This is a genomic window from Staphylococcus sp. HMSC65H10 (assembly GCF_001839185.1).
Taxonomy (GTDB): Bacteria; Bacillota; Bacilli; order Staphylococcales; family Staphylococcaceae; genus Staphylococcus; species Staphylococcus simulans.
Genome location: NZ_KV840351.1, coordinates 1 through 18,299, shown reverse-complemented (window position 1 = coordinate 18,299; position 18,299 = coordinate 1). Strand labels below are relative to the sequence as shown.

General features: G+C 35.6%; 18 protein-coding genes and 1 other RNA gene. 15 read left to right on the top strand and 4 right to left on the bottom strand.

The features are described 5' to 3' along the window. Positions 1-189 precede the first annotated feature (189 nt). The 10 genes from pgk to ssrA all read left to right on the top strand — a co-directional run bounded on the left by pgk (position 190) and on the right by ssrA (position 10,364). The gene (gene pgk / locus HMPREF3270_RS14205) at positions 190-1,380 is read left to right on the top strand and encodes a phosphoglycerate kinase (RefSeq protein ID WP_002481567.1); all 1,191 of its coding nucleotides are present in this window, start codon (positions 190-192) and stop codon (positions 1,378-1,380) included. A gap of 39 nt (positions 1,381-1,419) precedes the next feature. Next, entirely contained in the window at positions 1,420-2,181 is a 762-nt protein-coding gene (gene tpiA, locus HMPREF3270_RS14200; protein WP_002481568.1) for a triose-phosphate isomerase, read from the top strand. 1 nt (position 2,182) lies between these two features. Then, positions 2,183-3,700, top strand: coding sequence for a 2,3-bisphosphoglycerate-independent phosphoglycerate mutase (gene gpmI, locus HMPREF3270_RS07050; protein ID WP_002481569.1), 1,518 nt, complete (start codon positions 2,183-2,185; stop codon positions 3,698-3,700). A 93-nt stretch (positions 3,701-3,793) separates the two neighbouring features. After that, positions 3,794-5,098 carry a surface-displayed alpha-enolase gene (gene eno, locus HMPREF3270_RS07045; protein ID WP_002481570.1) on the top strand — a complete coding sequence of 435 codons (1,305 nt, stop codon included), beginning with the start codon at positions 3,794-3,796 and terminating at the stop codon, positions 5,096-5,098. 192 nt (positions 5,099-5,290) lie between these two features. Beyond that, positions 5,291-5,758 carry a hypothetical protein gene (locus tag HMPREF3270_RS07040; RefSeq protein WP_002481571.1) on the top strand — a complete coding sequence of 156 codons (468 nt, stop codon included), beginning with the start codon at positions 5,291-5,293 and terminating at the stop codon, positions 5,756-5,758. A gap of 88 nt (positions 5,759-5,846) precedes the next feature. Further along, complete coding sequence (gene secG / locus HMPREF3270_RS07035; protein WP_002481572.1) at positions 5,847-6,083, top strand: preprotein translocase subunit SecG; 237 nt, start codon at positions 5,847-5,849, stop codon at positions 6,081-6,083. Between the two features lie 93 nt (positions 6,084-6,176). Further along, positions 6,177-6,917, top strand: coding sequence for an alpha/beta hydrolase (locus tag HMPREF3270_RS07030; protein WP_070847867.1), 741 nt, complete (start codon positions 6,177-6,179; stop codon positions 6,915-6,917). Between the two features lie 43 nt (positions 6,918-6,960). Continuing rightward, entirely contained in the window at positions 6,961-9,324 is a 2,364-nt protein-coding gene (gene rnr, locus HMPREF3270_RS07025; protein WP_070847864.1) for a ribonuclease R, read from the top strand. 63 nt (positions 9,325-9,387) lie between these two features. Continuing rightward, positions 9,388-9,858, top strand: coding sequence for an SsrA-binding protein SmpB (smpB, locus tag HMPREF3270_RS07020; RefSeq protein ID WP_002481575.1), 471 nt, complete (start codon positions 9,388-9,390; stop codon positions 9,856-9,858). Positions 9,859-10,003: 145 nt separating this feature from the next. Next, positions 10,004-10,364, top strand: a transfer-messenger RNA (tmRNA) gene (ssrA, locus tag HMPREF3270_RS07015). A 105-nt stretch (positions 10,365-10,469) separates the two neighbouring features. Here ssrA and HMPREF3270_RS07010 read toward each other — a convergent pair. Continuing rightward, complete coding sequence (locus tag HMPREF3270_RS07010) at positions 10,470-11,159, bottom strand: DUF4352 domain-containing protein (protein ID WP_083326789.1); 690 nt, start codon at positions 11,157-11,159, stop codon at positions 10,470-10,472. Positions 11,160-11,578: 419 nt separating this feature from the next. Between HMPREF3270_RS07010 and HMPREF3270_RS07005 the strand changes: the two genes are divergently transcribed. Continuing rightward, positions 11,579-12,211: a flavin reductase family protein gene (locus tag HMPREF3270_RS07005; protein ID WP_256324359.1), complete on the top strand. Its 633-nt coding sequence runs from the start codon at positions 11,579-11,581 to the stop codon at positions 12,209-12,211. Positions 12,212-12,280: 69 nt separating this feature from the next. Here the strand turns inward: HMPREF3270_RS07005 and HMPREF3270_RS07000 are convergent, their stop codons facing one another. Then, entirely contained in the window at positions 12,281-13,093 is an 813-nt protein-coding gene (locus HMPREF3270_RS07000) for an oxidoreductase (protein WP_002481578.1), read from the bottom strand. A 362-nt stretch (positions 13,094-13,455) separates the two neighbouring features. Here HMPREF3270_RS07000 and HMPREF3270_RS06995 point away from each other — a divergent pair, with 362 nt between their 5' ends. Beyond that, positions 13,456-13,659 carry a cold-shock protein gene (locus tag HMPREF3270_RS06995; protein ID WP_002481579.1) on the top strand — a complete coding sequence of 68 codons (204 nt, stop codon included), beginning with the start codon at positions 13,456-13,458 and terminating at the stop codon, positions 13,657-13,659. Positions 13,660-13,734: 75 nt separating this feature from the next. On the opposite strand, the gene HMPREF3270_RS06990 is transcribed toward HMPREF3270_RS06995, so the two are convergent. Beyond that, complete coding sequence (locus HMPREF3270_RS06990) at positions 13,735-14,490, bottom strand: hypothetical protein (protein WP_070847858.1); 756 nt, start codon at positions 14,488-14,490, stop codon at positions 13,735-13,737. Positions 14,491-14,608: 118 nt separating this feature from the next. Beyond that, a complete protein-coding gene (locus HMPREF3270_RS06985; RefSeq protein ID WP_002481582.1) occupies positions 14,609-15,913 on the bottom strand; it encodes a TrkH family potassium uptake protein in 1,305 nt (434 codons plus the stop codon). A 217-nt stretch (positions 15,914-16,130) separates the two neighbouring features. Here HMPREF3270_RS06985 and HMPREF3270_RS06980 point away from each other — a divergent pair, with 217 nt between their 5' ends. From HMPREF3270_RS06980 to HMPREF3270_RS06970, 3 genes are all read left to right on the top strand, one after another. Further along, positions 16,131-16,712 (top strand): LemA family protein, encoded by a 582-nt coding sequence (locus tag HMPREF3270_RS06980; protein ID WP_002481583.1) that lies wholly within the window; start codon positions 16,131-16,133, stop codon positions 16,710-16,712. Continuing rightward, entirely contained in the window at positions 16,709-17,566 is an 858-nt protein-coding gene (locus HMPREF3270_RS06975) for a TPM domain-containing protein (RefSeq protein WP_070847855.1), read from the top strand. Before HMPREF3270_RS06980 ends, HMPREF3270_RS06975 begins: the two co-directional genes overlap by 4 nt. 468 nt (positions 17,567-18,034) lie before the next feature. After that, positions 18,035-18,238, top strand: coding sequence for a sterile alpha motif-like domain-containing protein (locus HMPREF3270_RS06970; protein WP_023015356.1), 204 nt, complete (start codon positions 18,035-18,037; stop codon positions 18,236-18,238). Positions 18,239-18,299 lie beyond the last annotated feature (61 nt).

Here is an 18,299-nt window from a genome sequence, read left to right as displayed (position 1 = left end):
AAGCGGGGAGGCACATACGCTTCTCCGCTTATTTTCATTAAGTACATGGTTATTAGAGTAGATATTTTCAGAAACATGAAAAATTTCATTTGATTCTGTATTTATATCTGCATTATTTCTGCCCATATGCTAACCTCAAATTACAGACATTTTATAAATTCGCGCTTTTATTCAAAGGAGGAAGTTTTGATGGCAAAAAAACATGTATCTGATTTAGATTTAAAAGGGAAAGTCGTATTAGAACGTGCAGACTTCAACGTACCATTAAAAGATGGAGAAATTACAAACGATAACCGTATCGTTCAAGCTTTACCAACAATTGAGTATATCCTTGATCAAGGTGGAAAATTAGTTTTATTCTCTCACTTAGGTAAAGTTAAAGAAGAAAGTGATAAAGAAAAATTAACATTAAAACCTGTAGCAGTTCGCTTAAGCGAAAAATTAGGCAAAGATGTTAAATTCGTACCGCAAACACGTGGTAAAGAACTAGAAGATGCAGTTGCTGCATTAAAAGAAGGCGAAGTACTTTTAGTTGAAAATACACGTTTCGAAGACTTAGACGGTAAAAAAGAATCTAAAAATGATCCAGAATTAGGTAAATACTGGGCATCTTTAGGTGATGTATTCGTTAACGATGCATTCGGTACAGCACACCGTTCACACGCTTCAAACGTAGGTATTGCATCTCACTTAGAAAGTGCAGCTGGCGACTTGATGGAAAAAGAAATCAAATTTATCGGTGGCGTTGTAAACAACCCTGATAAACCAGTTGTAGCAATCTTAGGTGGAGCGAAAGTTTCAGATAAAATCGGTGTAATCGAAAACTTATTAAATGTTGCTGATAAAGTCTTAATCGGTGGCGGTATGGCATATACTTTCCTTAAAGCACAAGGCTATGAAATCGGTAAATCTTTATTAGAAGCTGACAAAGTAGACTTTGCTAAAGATTTATTAGAACGTGCTGGAAACAAAATCGTTTTACCAGTTGATGGTAAAGTAGCTAAAGAATTCTCAAACGATGCACAAATCACAGTTGTAGATATCGATCAAATTCCTGAAGATCAAGAAGCATTAGATATCGGACCAAAAACTGTTGAATTATTCAAAAAAGAATTAGAAGGTGCGCATACAGTAGTATGGAACGGACCTATGGGTGTATTCGAATTCGAAAACTTCGCACAAGGTACTATCGGTGTTTGTGAAGCTATTGCTGAATTAAAAGATGCAACTACAATTATCGGTGGCGGTGACTCAGCTGCAGCAGCAATGATGCTTGGATTCGAAGATGACTTCACACACATTTCAACTGGCGGCGGTGCATCATTAGAATATCTAGAGGGTAAAGAATTACCTGGTATTGCATCAATTAGCGACAAATAAGTTGTAACTTATTAATAAACTTTCAAGGAGCGTTTTATAATGAGAAAACCAATTATTGCAGGTAACTGGAAAATGAACAAAACAGTACAAGAGGCAAAAGACTTTGTTAAAGCTTTACCTCAATTACCTGATACAAACGAAGTTGAAGCTGTTATCTGTGCACCAACAATTCAATTAGATGCATTAACTACAGCAGTTAAAAACGGTGAAGCTGAAGGATTAGCAATCGGTGCAGAAAACACTTATTTCGAAGATAACGGTGCTTTCACTGGTGAAACTTCTCCAGTAGCGTTAGCTGACTTAGGTGTGAAATACGTTATCATCGGTCACTCAGAACGTCGTGAATTATTCTTCGAAACTGATGAAGATGTTAACAAAAAAGCACATGCAGTATTCAACCACGGTATGACACCAATTATCTGCGTAGGTGAAACACTTGAACAACGTGAAGGCGGAAAAGCTGAAGAAGTTGTCGGCGAACAAGTTAAAAAAGCATTAGAAGGCTTATCAGACGATCAATTGAAACAAGTTGTCATTGCTTATGAACCAATCTGGGCAATCGGTACTGGTAAATCTTCAACTGCTAAAGATGCAAACGAAATGAGTGCATTTGTTCGTAAAACAGTTGCAGATCTTGCTAGCCAAGAAGTTGCAGATGCAGTACGTATTCAATATGGCGGTAGCGTAAAACCTAACAACATTGCTGAATATATGGCTGAATCTGATATCGACGGCGCATTAGTCGGCGGAGCTTCATTAAAAGTTGAAGACTATGTAAAATTATTAGAAGGTGCTAAATAATATGGCGAAACAACCTACAGCATTAATCATCCTTGATGGTTTTGCAAATAGAGAAGATGTACACGGAAACGCAGTTAAACAAGCGCATAAACCTAACTTTGACCGTTATTATGCAAAATATCCTACAACTCAAATCGAAGCAAGTGGTCTTGAAGTAGGTCTTCCTGCAGGTCAAATGGGTAACTCAGAAGTAGGTCACATGAACATTGGTGCTGGCCGAATTGTTTACCAAAGTTTAACTCGCATTAATAAATCAATTGAAGACGGCGACTTCTTTGAAAACGAAGTATTAAACGAAGCAATTGAACACGTTAAAGCAAACAATTCTGCATTGCATGTATTTGGTTTACTATCTGACGGTGGTGTACACAGTCACTACACACATCTATTTGCAATCTTAAAATTAGCTAAACAACAAGGGCTTGATAAAGTCTATGTACATGGTTTCTTAGACGGCCGTGATGTAGACCAAAAATCAGCATTAAAATATGTGAAAGAAACTGAAGAACAATTCAAAGAAATCGGTATTGGTCAATTTGCATCAATTTCTGGTCGTTATTATGCAATGGACCGTGACAAACGTTGGGAACGTGAAGAAAAAGCGTATAATGCAATTCGTGACATTAATACACCTGAGTATGCAACAGCAGAAGAAGGTATCGAAGCAAACTATGCGAATGATTTAACTGACGAATTCGTTGTACCATTCTCAATCAAAGAACAAAATGAAGGCGTTCAAGATGGAGACTCAGTAGTATTCTTCAACTTCCGTCCTGACAGAGCGGGCCAACTTTCTGAAATCTTCACAAACAAAGATTTCAAAGGCTTTGAAGTGAACCAACCTAAAGATTTATTCTTTGCGACTTTCACAAAATACAACGATCAAGTTGATGGTCGTGTTGTATTTGAAAAAGTAGATTTAAAACAAACAATCGGTGAAGTTGCTGAAGCAAACAACTTAACACAATTAAGAATTGCCGAAACTGAAAAATATCCTCATGTTACTTACTTCATGAGTGGTGGACGCAATGAAGAATTTGAAGGAGAACGTCGTATTTTAATCGACTCTCCAAAAGTTGCAACGTATGACTTAAAACCTGAAATGAGCGCGTATGAAGTAAAAGATGCTTTATTAGGCGAGTTAGATAAAGGTGACTTAGACTTAATCATCTTAAACTTTGCGAACCCAGATATGGTTGGGCACAGTGGTATGTTAGAGCCTACTGTAAAAGCAATTGAAGCAGTAGATGAATGTCTTGGTGAAGTCGTAGACAAAATCTTAGAAATGGGTGGCCATGCAATTATTACAGCTGACCATGGTAACTCAGACCAAGTATTAACAGACGATGATCAACCAATGACAACACACACAACTAACCCAGTTCCAGTTATCGTTACTAAAGAAGGCGTGACATTACGTGAAACTGGTAAATTAGGAGATTTAGCTCCAACGTTACTTGATTTACTTGATGTTAAACAACCTGAAGAAATGACTGGTGAGTCATTAATTAAACATTAATTGTTCACAATCAATATCGTTTAATTAATTCATTTTTTAAGCAAGACAAGTTATAATATATATGAAAGCAATTATGAAAAGGAGATTATCAACATGCCAATTATTACAGATGTTTATGCTCGCGAAGTCCTAGATTCTCGCGGTAATCCAACAGTTGAAGTAGAAGTATTAACTGAAAGCGGTGCATTCGGTCGTGCATTAGTACCATCAGGTGCATCTACAGGTGAATACGAAGCCGTAGAATTACGTGACGGTGACAAAAAACGTTACGGTGGTAAAGGTGTTACTAAAGCAGTTGAAAACGTAAACGAAATTATTGCTCCTGAAATCGTTGAAGGAGAATTCTCAGCATTAGATCAAGTTTCAATTGATAAAATGATGATTCAATTAGACGGAACAGAAAACAAAGGTAAATTAGGTGCTAACGCTATCCTTGGTGTTTCTATTGCTGTTGCACGTGCTGCAGCTGACTTCTTAGGTCAACCACTTTATAAATATTTAGGTGGATTCAATGGTAAACAATTACCAGTTCCAATGATGAACATCGTTAACGGTGGTTCTCACTCAGATGCGCCAATCGCATTCCAAGAATTCATGATTTTACCTGTTGGAGCTGACACATTCAAAGAAGCATTACGCTGGGGTGCTGAAATCTTCCACAACTTAGCTAAACTTCTTAAAGGTCGTGACTTAGAAACTGCAGTAGGTGATGAAGGTGGTTTCGCACCTAAATTCCACGGTACTGAAGATGCTGTAGACACAATCTTAGAAGCAATCAAAACTTCTGGTCTTGAACCAGGTAAAGATGTATTCTTAGGATTTGACTGTGCTGCTTCTGAATTCTACGAAGACGGCGTATACGACTACACTAAATTCGAAGGTGAAGGCGGCGCTAAACGTACTTCAGCTGAACAAGTTGACTACTTAGAAGAATTAGTTAACAAATACCCAATCATCACTATCGAAGATGGTATGGACGAAAACGACTGGGATGGTTGGAAACAACTTACAGATCGTTTAGGTAAAAAAGTTCAATTAGTAGGTGACGACTTATTCGTTACTAACACTAAAAAATTATCTGAAGGTATCGAAAAAGGTATTGGTAACTCAATCTTAATCAAAGTTAACCAAATCGGTACTTTAACTGAAACATTTGACGCTATCCAAATGGCTCAAAAAGCTAACTACACAGCAGTTATCTCTCACCGTTCAGGTGAAACTGAAGATACTACAATTGCTGACATCGCAGTTGCTACAAACGCTGGTCAAATCAAAACAGGTTCATTATCAAGAACTGACCGTATCGCTAAATACAACCAATTATTACGTATTGAAGACGAATTATACGAAACAGCTGAATTTGACGGCATCCATTCTTTCTACAACTTAGACAAATAAGATAGACTTTACTGATATTGAGTTCACGCAAAATTTAATTCAGTAACTTTACTACAGAAACTGTTAAGGTCTCATCAACCTTAGCAGTTTCTTTTTTGCTTTCTAATGCAGACACTCCCGCTCATGTTCAAGAACTGATATAATGAAAAACAATGGAAGTATTCTAAAGGCATGAAGGAGTTTGAAAAAATCATGGATACTGAAAACAATAAAGTAATGCGTGCAAAAAAATCGGGTAGATTTATAGCATATGCTTCACTCTTTTTAGCAATGATGTACGGCACATACATTTTTGTAGTGTTGGATAAAAGTGTTATTACAGACTTATTGACTTCTCATCAGATTGATGCAACGAAAAACGCAGTCGGAAATTTCTTAAATAGTTATCGCTTAACAGGAATTATGTATTTATTGGCTTATTTATGTGGACTGATCGCAATTTGGAATCAACACCCTTATTTATGGTGGTTCTTATTTGCGGTTTATATTTCACAAACATTCTTTACAGCAGTAAACGCAGGCCCAATCTTACAAAGTATCGTCCATGTGAAATCATTCTATATGACATTACCATTATGGATTACACTAGCAGGATCGTTGATTTTGGCGCTGTATATGTTAATTATTTCTATCAAACGAAAAAGTACTTTCAATCGATAGAATCCTCAGTGTGTTATGAATTAAATTTGATAAATAGACACCTAACGTGTTATAATTGCTAGGTATATTATGAATGGAGGAGTAAAGCATGCACATTTTGTTGACAGTTTTATTAGTTATAGACTGTATCGCATTAATCACAGTTGTGTTACTCCAAGAAAGCAAAAGCAATGGACTTTCAGGAGCCATCAGCGGGGGCGCTGAACAGCTCTTTGGTGGAAAACAGAAACAACGCGGCGTGGATTTATTCTTAAACCGTGTCACAATTGTCTTATCTATTGTGTTTTTCGTTTTAATGCTCGCAATTACTTATCTCAATATGTAAATGTAAGGTCCGACAATGTTAAAGTCGGGCTTTTTTCATTATAATGGTAATTGTGTATTGTATATTTAGAAAGAGATGAAGGGATTGAACGACATGCAGATTAAATTGCCTAAACCGTTCTTCTTTGAAGAAGGTAATAGAGCAGTGTTATTATTACATGGATTTACAGGGAATTCATCAGACGTGCGCCAATTAGGCCGTTTCTTACAAAAGAAAGGTTATACTTCTTATGCGCCGCAATATGAGGGACATGCAGCGCCGCCGGAAGAGATTTTACAATCTAGTCCGCATGTTTGGTTTAAAGATGCGTTAGATGGCTATGATTTCTTAAAATCTAAAGGCTATGATGAAATTGCGGTAGCCGGCTTATCCTTAGGTGGAGATTTTGCTTTGAAATTAAGCTTAAATAGAGATGTAGAGGGTATTGTAACCATGTGTGCGCCTATGTTTATTAAGACAGAAGGCTCAATGTACGAAGGTGTCTTAGAGTATGCACGCAACTTTAAGAAATACCAAGGAAAAGATCAAGAGACGATTGATCGAGAAATGGAAGCTTTCCAACCTACAGGTACATTAAAAGAATTACAACAAACAATTCAAAATGTCAGAGATCATGTAGACGAAGTCATGGATCCATTATTAGTCATTCAAGCTGAAAAAGATGCCATGATTAATGCTGATTCAGCAAATGTGATTTATGAAGAAGCATCTTCTGACGAAAAAGATATTAAATGGTATGCCGATTCAGGGCATGTAATTACCATTGATAAAGAAAAAGAACAAGTCTTTGAAGATATTTATGAGTTTTTAGAAGGACTTGATTGGTCTGAATAAGACGAATAAAAAATTATAAATAAGAAAGAAAGGAGGGGGCATCATGGATTTAAAACAATCTGTCACAGAAATTATAAAACAACCTGATTATGAACCCATGTCAGTTTCAGATTTCCAAGACCGTTTAGGTTTAGATAATGCCGACTCATTTAGAGATTTAATAAAGGTGTTAGTTGAACTGGAACAATCAGGTTTAGTTGAACGAACAAAAACAGACCGCTACAAAAGAAAGGGTAATCAAAAAAATATGAAAGATAACTTAGTAAAAGGAACGTTAAGCCAAAACAAAAAAGGGTTTGCCTTCCTTAGACCTGAAGACGAAGATATGGAAGATATCTTTATTCCACCGACAAAAATCAACCGTGCGATGGATGGCGATACTGTTATTGTAGAAGTACAGCCCTCACGCGGAGATTTCAAAGGTAAAGTCGAAGGTGAAGTCAAATCTATTGAAAAACACTCAATCACACAAGTGGTAGGAACTTATACAGAAGGCCGTCACTTTGGATTTGTGATTCCTGATGACAAACGTATTATGCAGGATATCTTTATCCCTAAAGGTCAAAGTTTAGGTGCTGTTGAAGGCCATAAAGTGTTAGTTCAAATTTCTAAATATGCTGAAGGAAATGATAATCCTGAAGGTCATGTGTCTGCGATTTTAGGACATAAAAATGATCCAGGTGTAGATATTCTTTCTATCATTTACCAACACGGTATTGAAATTGAATTCCTTGATGAAGTCTTAAAAGAAGCAGAAGCTGTACCAGAATATATAGAACCGTCAGAATTAGAAGGACGTAAAGATTTACGTGATGAATTGACGATTACAATTGATGGTGCAGATGCGAAGGACTTAGATGATGCGATTGCGCTTAAGAAATTGAAGAATGGTAATACGCAATTGACAGTCAGCATTGCGGATGTCAGCCACTATGTAAAAGAAGATTCAGCATTAGATAAAGAAGCGTATGATCGTGGAACAAGTGTTTACTTAGTAGACCGCGTTATTCCAATGATTCCACACCGTTTGAGTAATGGTATTTGTTCATTGAATCCTAATGTTGACCGTTTAACATTAAGCTGTCGTATGGAAATTAATTCAGATGGTAAAGTTGTTAAACATGAAATCTTTGATAGTGTCATTCAATCTGATCATCGTATGACGTATGATGAAGTCAACCAAATCATCACTGATCATGATGAAAATGTGCGTGCACAATACCCAGATGTGACACCGATGTTAGACTTAGCAAAAGAATTAAGTGAAACATTAATTCAAATGCGTAAACGTCGTGGTGAAATCGACTTCGATATTGATGAAGCGCAAGTGATTGTCAATGAAGAAGGAATTCCAGTAGATGTGAAGATGCGTGAACGTGGTGAAGGTGAACGTTTAATTGAATCATTTATGTTAGCAGCGAACGAAACGGTTGCTGAACACTTCAATAAAATGGAAGTACCATTTATCTATCGTGTCCACGAACAACCTAAATCAGATCGCTTAACGCAATTCTTCGAGTTTATTACGAACTTCGGTATTCTAGTAAGAGGCACAGGAGAAGATGTATCCCCAAGTACGCTTCAAGAAATTCATGAGAAAGTAAAAGGTCTGCCAGAACAAACGGTTGTATCTACAATGATGTTACGCTCAATGCAACAGGCACGTTATGAAGATGTGAACTTAGGTCACTTCGGCTTATCTGCAGATTATTATACGCACTTCACATCGCCAATTCGTCGTTATCCTGACTTAGTAGTACATCGTTTAATCCGCAAGTACTTGATTGAAGATTCAATGAGCGGCAAAGAACTTCGCAAATGGGAAGACAAATTGCCGGAAATTGCGGAACATACGTCTAATCGTGAACGTCGTGCTATCGAAGCAGAACGTGATACAGATGAACTTAAGAAAGCAGAGTTCATGCTTCAACATATTGGTGAAGAATTCGAAGGTATTGTCAGCTCAGTCGCGAACTTTGGTATGTTCGTAGAATTACCGAATACTGTTGAAGGTATGGTTCATGTATCAAGTATGACAGACGATTATTACCAATTCGCTGAAGGTCAAATGGCTATGATTGGTGAACGTACAGGTAATGTTTTCCGTATCGGTGATACAGTGAAGATTAAAGTCGTCAACGTAGATGTTGACCAACGTATGATTGATTTCCAAATCGTAGGTATGCCTGAACCAAGACGTAGAAAATCAAATGAACGTCCTGCACGTGGCACAACGATTCAAACGAAAACACGTGGTAAAAGCTTAGGCGGCGACAAGAAAAAAGGGAAGAAGAAACAGCGTAAAGGTAAAAACCAACGTAATCGTGATAAACAAAAGGACACGAACCACAAACCGTTTTACAAAAGTAAAAAGGTAAAACAAAAAGCGCGTAAAAAGAAAAAATAAGAGAAATTGAGTGGGATGGCCGCTCCTCTCTTTTTATAAAATTTTCAACAAGAGGTGAACACGATGTCGAAGAAGAAGAAAAAGTCTCCTGGTACTTTAGCGGAGAATCGTAAAGCCAGACATGACTATAATGTAGAAGATACGATTGAAGCGGGCATTGTGTTAAAAGGTACAGAGATTAAATCGATTCGTCGTGGCAGCGCAAACTTAAAAGATAGTTTCGCTCAAGTAAAAAATGGTGAAATTTACGTTCATAATATGCATATTGCGCCATACGAAGAAGCCAATCGATTTAATCATGATCCAGTGCGACCAAGAAAATTACTCTTACACAAAAGAGAAATTGAAAAATTAGGCACACGTACAAGAGAAATCGGTTATTCGATTATCCCATTAAAACTGTATCTGAAACATGGTGTATGTAAAATGTTGATTGGCGTCGCAAGAGGTAAGAAGAAATATGACAAACGTCAAGATCTTAAAGATAAAGCAATTAAACGCGACATGCAGCGTGCGATGAAAGATCGTTATTAAGGGAAAGCAGGTTAAACCTGCTTCCCGCATTCTTAGTTTATTTGAAAATCATTTATAAACAATTATATTGATTACTAAATGCATATTTGATATGATAAAGAGTGCTATTGGATTCTAGTGAATAGAATCTATTTAATATTATTTCGGGGGCGTTTTGGATTCGACAGGGGTCCCCAGAGCTTATTAAGCGTGTCGGAGGGTTGTCTCCGTCATCAACACACACAGTTTATAATAACTGGCAAAACAAACAATAATTTAGCAGTAGCTGCCTAATCGCACTCTGCATCACCTAACAGCATCGCCTATGTGCTGTTAACGTGATTCAACTTTAGTAGGATACGCTAGGCACTGCTGTTCGAAGTCTGTCTAGAAGAGATTAATCGAACTAGCATGATGTTGGTTGTCTATTTCCTACCATCATGTGAAATTTGAATAATAGACTACACACGTAGAAAGATTTGTATCAGGATCCTTGGACGCGGGTTCAAATCCCGCCGCCTCCATACATAGAGCCTTTAACCATTGCGGTTAGAGGCTTTTATTTTTTGTTGCTACAGAAAAAGGAACGGTGAAAAATTCACCGTTCCTAAATTGTTTTAGAACATAGACATTTATTTTAATTCGATTTTTGCTGTTTCTGTTCCCCAAAAACCAGACTGTACTTGCAATACTAAATTATCTTTTTCGGCAATACTAGGTGCTACATCAAATACAAGTTTTGCATTTTTTGTACTTTCGGGATTGATTTTGTCACCAATAAAACCTAAATCATCAGGCGATACAGCTTGGTTTGCAGTGATTGTTGCAGAACCATCAGCTTCAAATGTTTTTTTATCGCTTAAAAGTTTAAAGAACGAATCGGTAATGTCTACAGCTTTATCTCCGTTATTTTTAACTGTAATATCTAATACTATGAATTTGCCTTTTGCATTATTTGTCATTACATCTCCAACTTGATCTACAATGGCTTTATTAGTTACATTGAACTCCATTTTTCCGACTTTAACAACTTCGTTCATTTTATTCGATGATTTTGTTTCTGGTTTTTTATCATCTTTTTTTGCCTCTTGTTTATCTGATTTTTGTTCTGTTTTAGTCTTGCTTGTGTTATTGTCAGTCGGTGTCTTATTAGTCATCATATTAACCACACTTATTGCAACTAACACAGTAATCAAGATTTTTACCCATAACTTCCAGTTTTTCTTAAACTTCCACATTAGGAATAATCCTACTGGGAATACAAATAATAGCATTAAAATTGTGAACCAAGTTGACTGATACCACTTTTCTTTTTCTTTCATGTTGATTCCTCCTGATGTTGTTTGTTTTAATAATTAAGCGTAAGAAAACTCAGTTATCAATCTTAGATTTTATGAATCAAGTAAAGTTAAATACAATTTCCGCTTATTTATCAATGTAAATAAGTAGTTAGTATCTAAATTGCTGTCTTCATATAGAATCGAAGAGATAATAGATAACTAAATAGTGCAATACAGTTACCTTAATTATTTTATAACATTTAAATTATATCACTTTAATCTTTGTTTTTAACAAAACGGGCTAAATAATTTAAAAAAATTGAGGTGACTGTCAAAAAAGTGTCATGAAAATATCACTAAAATATTTTAATATTAATCTTTGTGAACTGAATTAAATGACTTGTTCATGTATAAGTCCTTAAGATTTATGATGGTGCAGAAATATTATAGAATGTATGAATATGAATGAGAAAGGTGATATGAGTATGTATATAAATCCAAAAGACTTAGAAACAGGAAATATGTATAAAATGTTGATAGGTACAGTGACACCTAGACCAATCGCTTTTGTCACTTCACAAGATGAAAAAGGTAATGTAAATGCAGCGCCCTTTGCATTCTTTAATGTAGTGTGTCCTGAACCACCAATGTTAATGATATCTGTAGGTAAAGATAATGGAGCGCTAAAAGATACAAGTGCAAACATTCTAAGTACTAAAGAATTTGTGGTGCATATTGTAGATGAAGATATCGTTAAAGATGTGGTGAAAACAGGCGATAATTATGGGGCTGATGTGAACGAACTAGACATGACTGATCTTACAACAACAGATTCTAAAGTTGTGAATGTTCCTAGTGTGAAAGAAGCCAAAGTTCGATATGAATGTGAATTAGTTCATCATTTAGAATTAGGAGATGAACAAAAAGGAACAGACATGCTTGTAGGACAAGTAAAATCAATTTACATTGATGATGAAATTTATGATGTAGATAAAGCTTATGTGGATGTTGAAAAATTAAATCCAATTACACGTGTGGTAGGTAATCATTATGTAAGAATTGGTGAGCCTGTAGAAGATTTATTAGATAAATAAAAGCTACTATTTGTATAAAAAAGGTCTAACATTGATGGATGAATTTTATCAATGTTAGACCTTTCTTTTTTAACTTAAGCGTCTAGCAATGTGATCAAAGAGTCTTGCTGGTAAAATGGCATGTAAGAAAACAAGAGGTTTTGCGCCCATACCGATTAAATAACGTGCTTTAGGTTTCTTTTTTGAAGCGGCCTTTAAAATAGTATCGGCAATAATTTTAGGGTTTGAAAGTAAATTAGAATTATATTGTTTGTGCATACCTTCTGCTGCTTTAAAAGCCGCTTTTTCATATGCACCGCCTTTAGCTGATGCTGCTAATTGATCTGCTGCGATATGACCCCAATCAGTTTTGATGCCACCAGGTTCAATAATAGAAACTTCAATACCAAATGGCTCAACTTCCATTCTTAAAGCATCACTGAAAGCTTCTAAAGCGTATTTAGTGGCATGATACCATGCGCCAAAGTATGAAGTGAAACGGCCACCCATCGAGGATATATTAATGATTTTCCCAGAATGTTGTTTACGCATATAGGGCAACACTAATTGAGTGAGTCGTGCTAAACCAAAAAGATTTACTTCAAATTGTTTTCTTGCTTCTGAAATTTCTACATCTTCTATAGCTCCGTACGAACCATAACCCGCATTATTAATGAGAATATCGATACGATTTTGTTCTGAAATTACTTGTTCAACAGTTTTTTGTATGGATGATTCATCTGTAATATCCATTTTTATTGCATGTATATTTTTTAAAGCGTTCAGTTTTTCTATTCTTCTACCAACGCCATAAACAATGTATCCTTTATCAGCTAAAAGTTGTGCTGTTTGAAAACCAATTCCACTTGTTGCACCTGTAATTAATACGACTTGTTTGGTCATATCATCACTCCTTTTCTATTTAGTGAATTAATCATACCTGATTAATGAGAATTATGGAATTAAATTGCATTCTAATCAATTTTACTTGATTTATTATAGTTTTATAGGTTTCGTTTTCCATCATCTTAATGACAAATATTTGTGATTTTAATGATTATATTGTCTGAATAATTGTGGTATCTAAATTATTTTGAAGAAATGAGGCAAAAGGGTATACAAACCTAAATAATGGGTGTAGTATAGTACTTAAGTAATTGTTCGTGAAATTGATTTGCAGTTTTAATTCGTATGAATTTACTCCCATTGATTTTTATAAACAAGTTACAAATATTCGTGCAAAAGCACATACGGAGGATTTTTATATGAATAGTGGTACAGTTAAATGGTTTAACGCAGAAAAAGGTTTTGGATTTATCGAAAGAGAAGATGGTAACGACGTATTCGTACATTTCTCAGCTATCCAAGGCGAAGGTTACAAATCATTAGAAGAAGGCCAAAAAGTTGACTTCGACATCGTTGAAGGCGACCGTGGCGAACAAGCTGCAAACGTTGTAAAAATGTCATAATTTTTACCTAAACTGATTAAAACAGCACAACAATCTGAAAAGGTTGTTGTGCTGTTTTTTTATTTACCTTCTTATTTATTGTTTGTAGTGATCGAATTTACCAGCTTCGATGTCTGCTTCTCTTCGTTCTATTTCATCATAAACTGCTTGTTGTTCAGCTTCATCACCATCATAGTATCCTTGTTCAATCGCATGTTTGGTTTGAATTTCAGCTGAAGATAATCCACCGTTATATTTTTTTCGTAAAGCATCGATATATTCTTCTTCTGTTTGCGCTGCATTGATTTCCGCATTTACATCTTCTGTTGGCTCCTCAGCTTGTGACTGTGCATTTTGATCGTAGACAGATTGTTCAGCACCACTTTCTACACGAAGTGAGCTTTCATATGCGGCACTTGCAGGACCTTCTGTCACGTTGCCTTGTGGAATTACGCCATTCGCAACGGCACTATTATAAGCTTTGATCTTATCAATTTCTGCATAATTACCATAAATTACATTTTCTAAAGTTGCTCTGTCGGTGATATTGCTTAAATCAACTTGTTGGCTTTGTTGGTTTTGTTGATTCTGTTGATTTTGTTTTTCTGCAGATGATTCATCTTTATTTTGCTGTTCAGTGTTTGCTTGTTGTTCGTCTTGCGTATTATTTTCTTTTTGTTGATTTTTGTCTGTTTGTTTTTTCTTTTCATTTTCTTCATTTTTAGATTGTGATTTGTCTTTCTTTTCAGTAGCTGCTTTGTCTTCGGTATCTTCTTTTGGTTTTTCATCATTTTGCCCGCATGCTGAAACGATTAATATACTCATGGCTAAGAGTGCAAATAACTTTTTCATTGAATCAACAACCTTTCTCTCTGTATGTGTATTACTTAACTATAGCCATCTTTCAGATGGTATGAAACCCTTTTCAAAATAAAAAAGACCTGTAAAAACAGGTCTAGTGAAGATTAGGTTATAAATAAATATTACCTTTTGCATATTGATAAAATCGTTTTTTGCTTGGGATGAAGAGTGCTAATACTGTGACAACACCTAATTTACCGCAAATCATCACAATAATAATGATGATTTTAGTTAATGTACCATATTCAGAAGTGAAGTTCATACTTAAGCCGACTGTACCAAAAGCAGATACGACTTCGAAGATGACTTTCATAAAAGGTGTTGTTTCATTTAATAGACTAACAATAAATGTGACGGTTAATACAAAGATAAAGCTGACTGTTGTGACTGCAATGGCTTTCGCAATTGTTTTAGGCTTGATTGTTCTGCTGAAGATAGTGGTATGGTCTTCATTACGTAAAGTACTATAAACAAACATAATCATAACAATGAAAGTTGTGACTTTAATCCCACCAGCAGCACTAAACGGAGCACCACCGATAAACATAAGTACCATCATCATTAATGCGGTAGGGGTATGAATTAATTCTAAGTCAACAGATTGGAAACCTGCTGTTCTTGTTGTGACGGATTGAAAGAATGAAGTCCCAAGCTTACCCCACATACTGAAAGGTTTTAAAGTATTGTTGAACTCTAATAAAAAGTAAAGCGCCATGCCGCCAAAAATTAAGACTAATGTTGTTGAAAGCACAACTTTGGTATGTAGCTTTAGTTTATTTAATCTTCTAGTTTTTACTAAATCTGACATGACTACTGGTCCCAGTCCGCCCATAATAATTAAAATGGGGATGACAAGCGTAACAACTGGATCATCATTAAATCCAATCATATTCTTAGAAAATAATGCAAATCCTGCATTATTAAAGGCTGAAACAGAAGTAAAGATGCTGATAAATAATCCTTTGCCGAAGCCATATCTAGGTACGAAAGATAAGGCAAGTAATAACATGCCTATAAATTCTGTAGACAAGCTATAGAGTGTTAGTTGTCGAATTAAACGAACCATTCCGCCTGGCTCATCAACATTCCAAGTGACCATGATTAATTTGCGTTCATGCATAGAAATTCTGCGATTCGCTATGATTAAAGTGAGTGTTGTAATGGTCACAATCCCTAAACCACCGATTTGAATTAAAAACATAATAATAAGGTCACCAAGCCAGTTGAATTGCGAAGTAATATCCACAGTTGATAGACCAGTGACTGTAAATGCGCTTGATGCGACAAAGAATGCATCGATAAAAGATGTATATTGTTTACCAGTCCATGGCAAATATAATAACAGTGCACCTAGTAATGTCGTGCTCAGAAATAGTAATAAATAAACAGTTAAGGGTTTCTTTAGGAAAGCCACATAAACACCTTCTTTAACAGGGTAGATTTTGGTGTATATTTCAAATACAACTGTTATTATACATCCATTTCTTGTAATTGCATCTGACAATTATCAAAAAATAAAAATTAATTTTTTGTAAAGATTTTAAAGGTTGATTGCAATCTTCAACTTTAGCCAGATAGGGTATCAATATTGTATAATTAAAATGAATAATTTTAAGCAAAAGGAGAAAAATATGAAGAAAATACTTACACCGCTTATTATTATCGGCATTGTTATTGTCATCATTGGAGTTACAATGATTGGCCCATATAATAAACTTGTCGGTATGGACGAAGATACGAATACAGCACTTTCAAACATCGATAACCAATTACAACGTCGTGTAGACTTAATTCCTAACCTTGTGAACACTGTTAAAGGTTACGCTAAGCATGAAGAAGATGTATTTAAACAAGTTTCTGATGCACGTAGTAAACTTGCAGGTGCATCAACACCAAAAGAGAAAGCGGAAGCTAATGGCGAAGTCAATTCTGCATTAAGCAGATTATTAGCTATCAGTGAAAATTATCCTGATTTAAAAGCAGATAAACAATTTACAGGATTACGTGACGAGCTTGCAGGTACAGAAAATAGAATTGCAGTAGCACGAAATGATTACAATACATCTGTTAACAAATATAACCAAGCGATTCGCCATTTCCCAACAACCATTGTAGCTAAGCTATTCGGATTTGATAAGAAAGAATACTTTAAAGCCGAAAGTGGTGCAGACAAAGCACCTAAAGTTGATTTCGGCACTGACTCATCTCAATGATCAGAAAAAGTGCCAGCGTCTTAGCTGTCTTATGGGTTGGGATATTACTCGTCGCACAAAGTATGTTTGCGGCATCAGATAAATTTCCGGAATTAGAACAACCTGTTTTTGTACAAGACCACGCAGATTTGATTACGAGCCAAGATAAAGATGAGATGGCTAAAAAAGGCCAAAAACTTCAAGACGGTACAGATTCAGACATTTTGGTGATGACCATGAAATCAATCGGACAAACACCAAAAGAAGATTATGCTTATCAAGCAGGCCGACATTATAAAGTCGGTGATCAAAAGCATAGTCGAGGCGTTGTAATTTTAGTCAATTTAGATAACGGCAATGAATATCAAAATCGTGGTATTCAAGTTGCGGTTGGCCGAGGGTTAGAAGGTGTCTTAAATGATGCTAAAGTCGGCGCATTGATTGATGATAACTTCATGCCTTATGCTGAAAAAGCAGGACAGACTGATAATAAAGAAAAACAAAAAGCATATTACAGTCAAGGCATCACACAACTTTATAATGCAATTTGGAAAGAAATAGCCAAAGCTTATGGCTATGATGGTGAAAAATTTACTGAAGATACACCTAAAGCGCAAAACCAATCAGAAGGTGATGGGCCATTCAGCTTATTTGGCATTATTTTTATTATTATCATTATCATCATTATTATCTCCATTAAAAATGGTGGCGGCGGACCTCCAAGAGGAGGCGGTCGCAGAAGAGATAATACAGGTACTTGGTGGGTCGGCACTGGAGGTTTTGGTGGCGGTTCATCAAGTGGCGGTGGTTTCAGCGGCGGCAGCTTCGGCGGAGGCGGCGGCTTCGGCGGCGGAGGTGCTGGACGCGGATTCTAACAACCGAATTGTATTTATCAGAAGCAGAGCATTTCGTGCTCTGCTTTTTTATGAGGTTTAATTGTTTAAAATGTAATGTTCATTCTGAACTCATAACTATTTAAAGATTCGCACGAAATTATGAATTTTATGTAAAAAATGTGTATAAAATATATCAATTTAAATAAGAATATCTTGTATTTCTTGTGTGTTTAGGCTAACTTTATAATTAAGATGTATAAATGATTGCATATAGAGAACAAAGTCATCTTAAAGTTTTCGAACATTGCGTTACAAAAGAGAAAAGGTTTGGATATAAATACAGTTGTTTGTTAAATAAGATTTTTTTATTAACTGTATTTTATTCCGATGCTTATGTTATACTGTTGAAAAAGCCTATTTAACTGATAAGAATGATTTCCTCTTTGGTGGAAATTTATCGTTGTTAATGTTTTTTCATTCAGAAATATCTTTAAGTGGGGTTGTTACATGAGTTTTTATAAGTTTATTATTACTTTTATGGAAGATGATACGCCATTCGGACAATTAGCCGATTGCATTGTAAGAGATCATAATTTTCCTAAAGAAGAAACAGATATAGATAATATATATGATTATGTACATGAGAATTATTTTGAACATCATCTTTTAGAATCAGCTAACAGAGCCATCAGTGTATATAAAAGTAACTAAAAGAAAAGCAAGTGCATCTCAAAATTGTGGCTCTCTGTCAAATAGGACTGGTGAGCTAAAA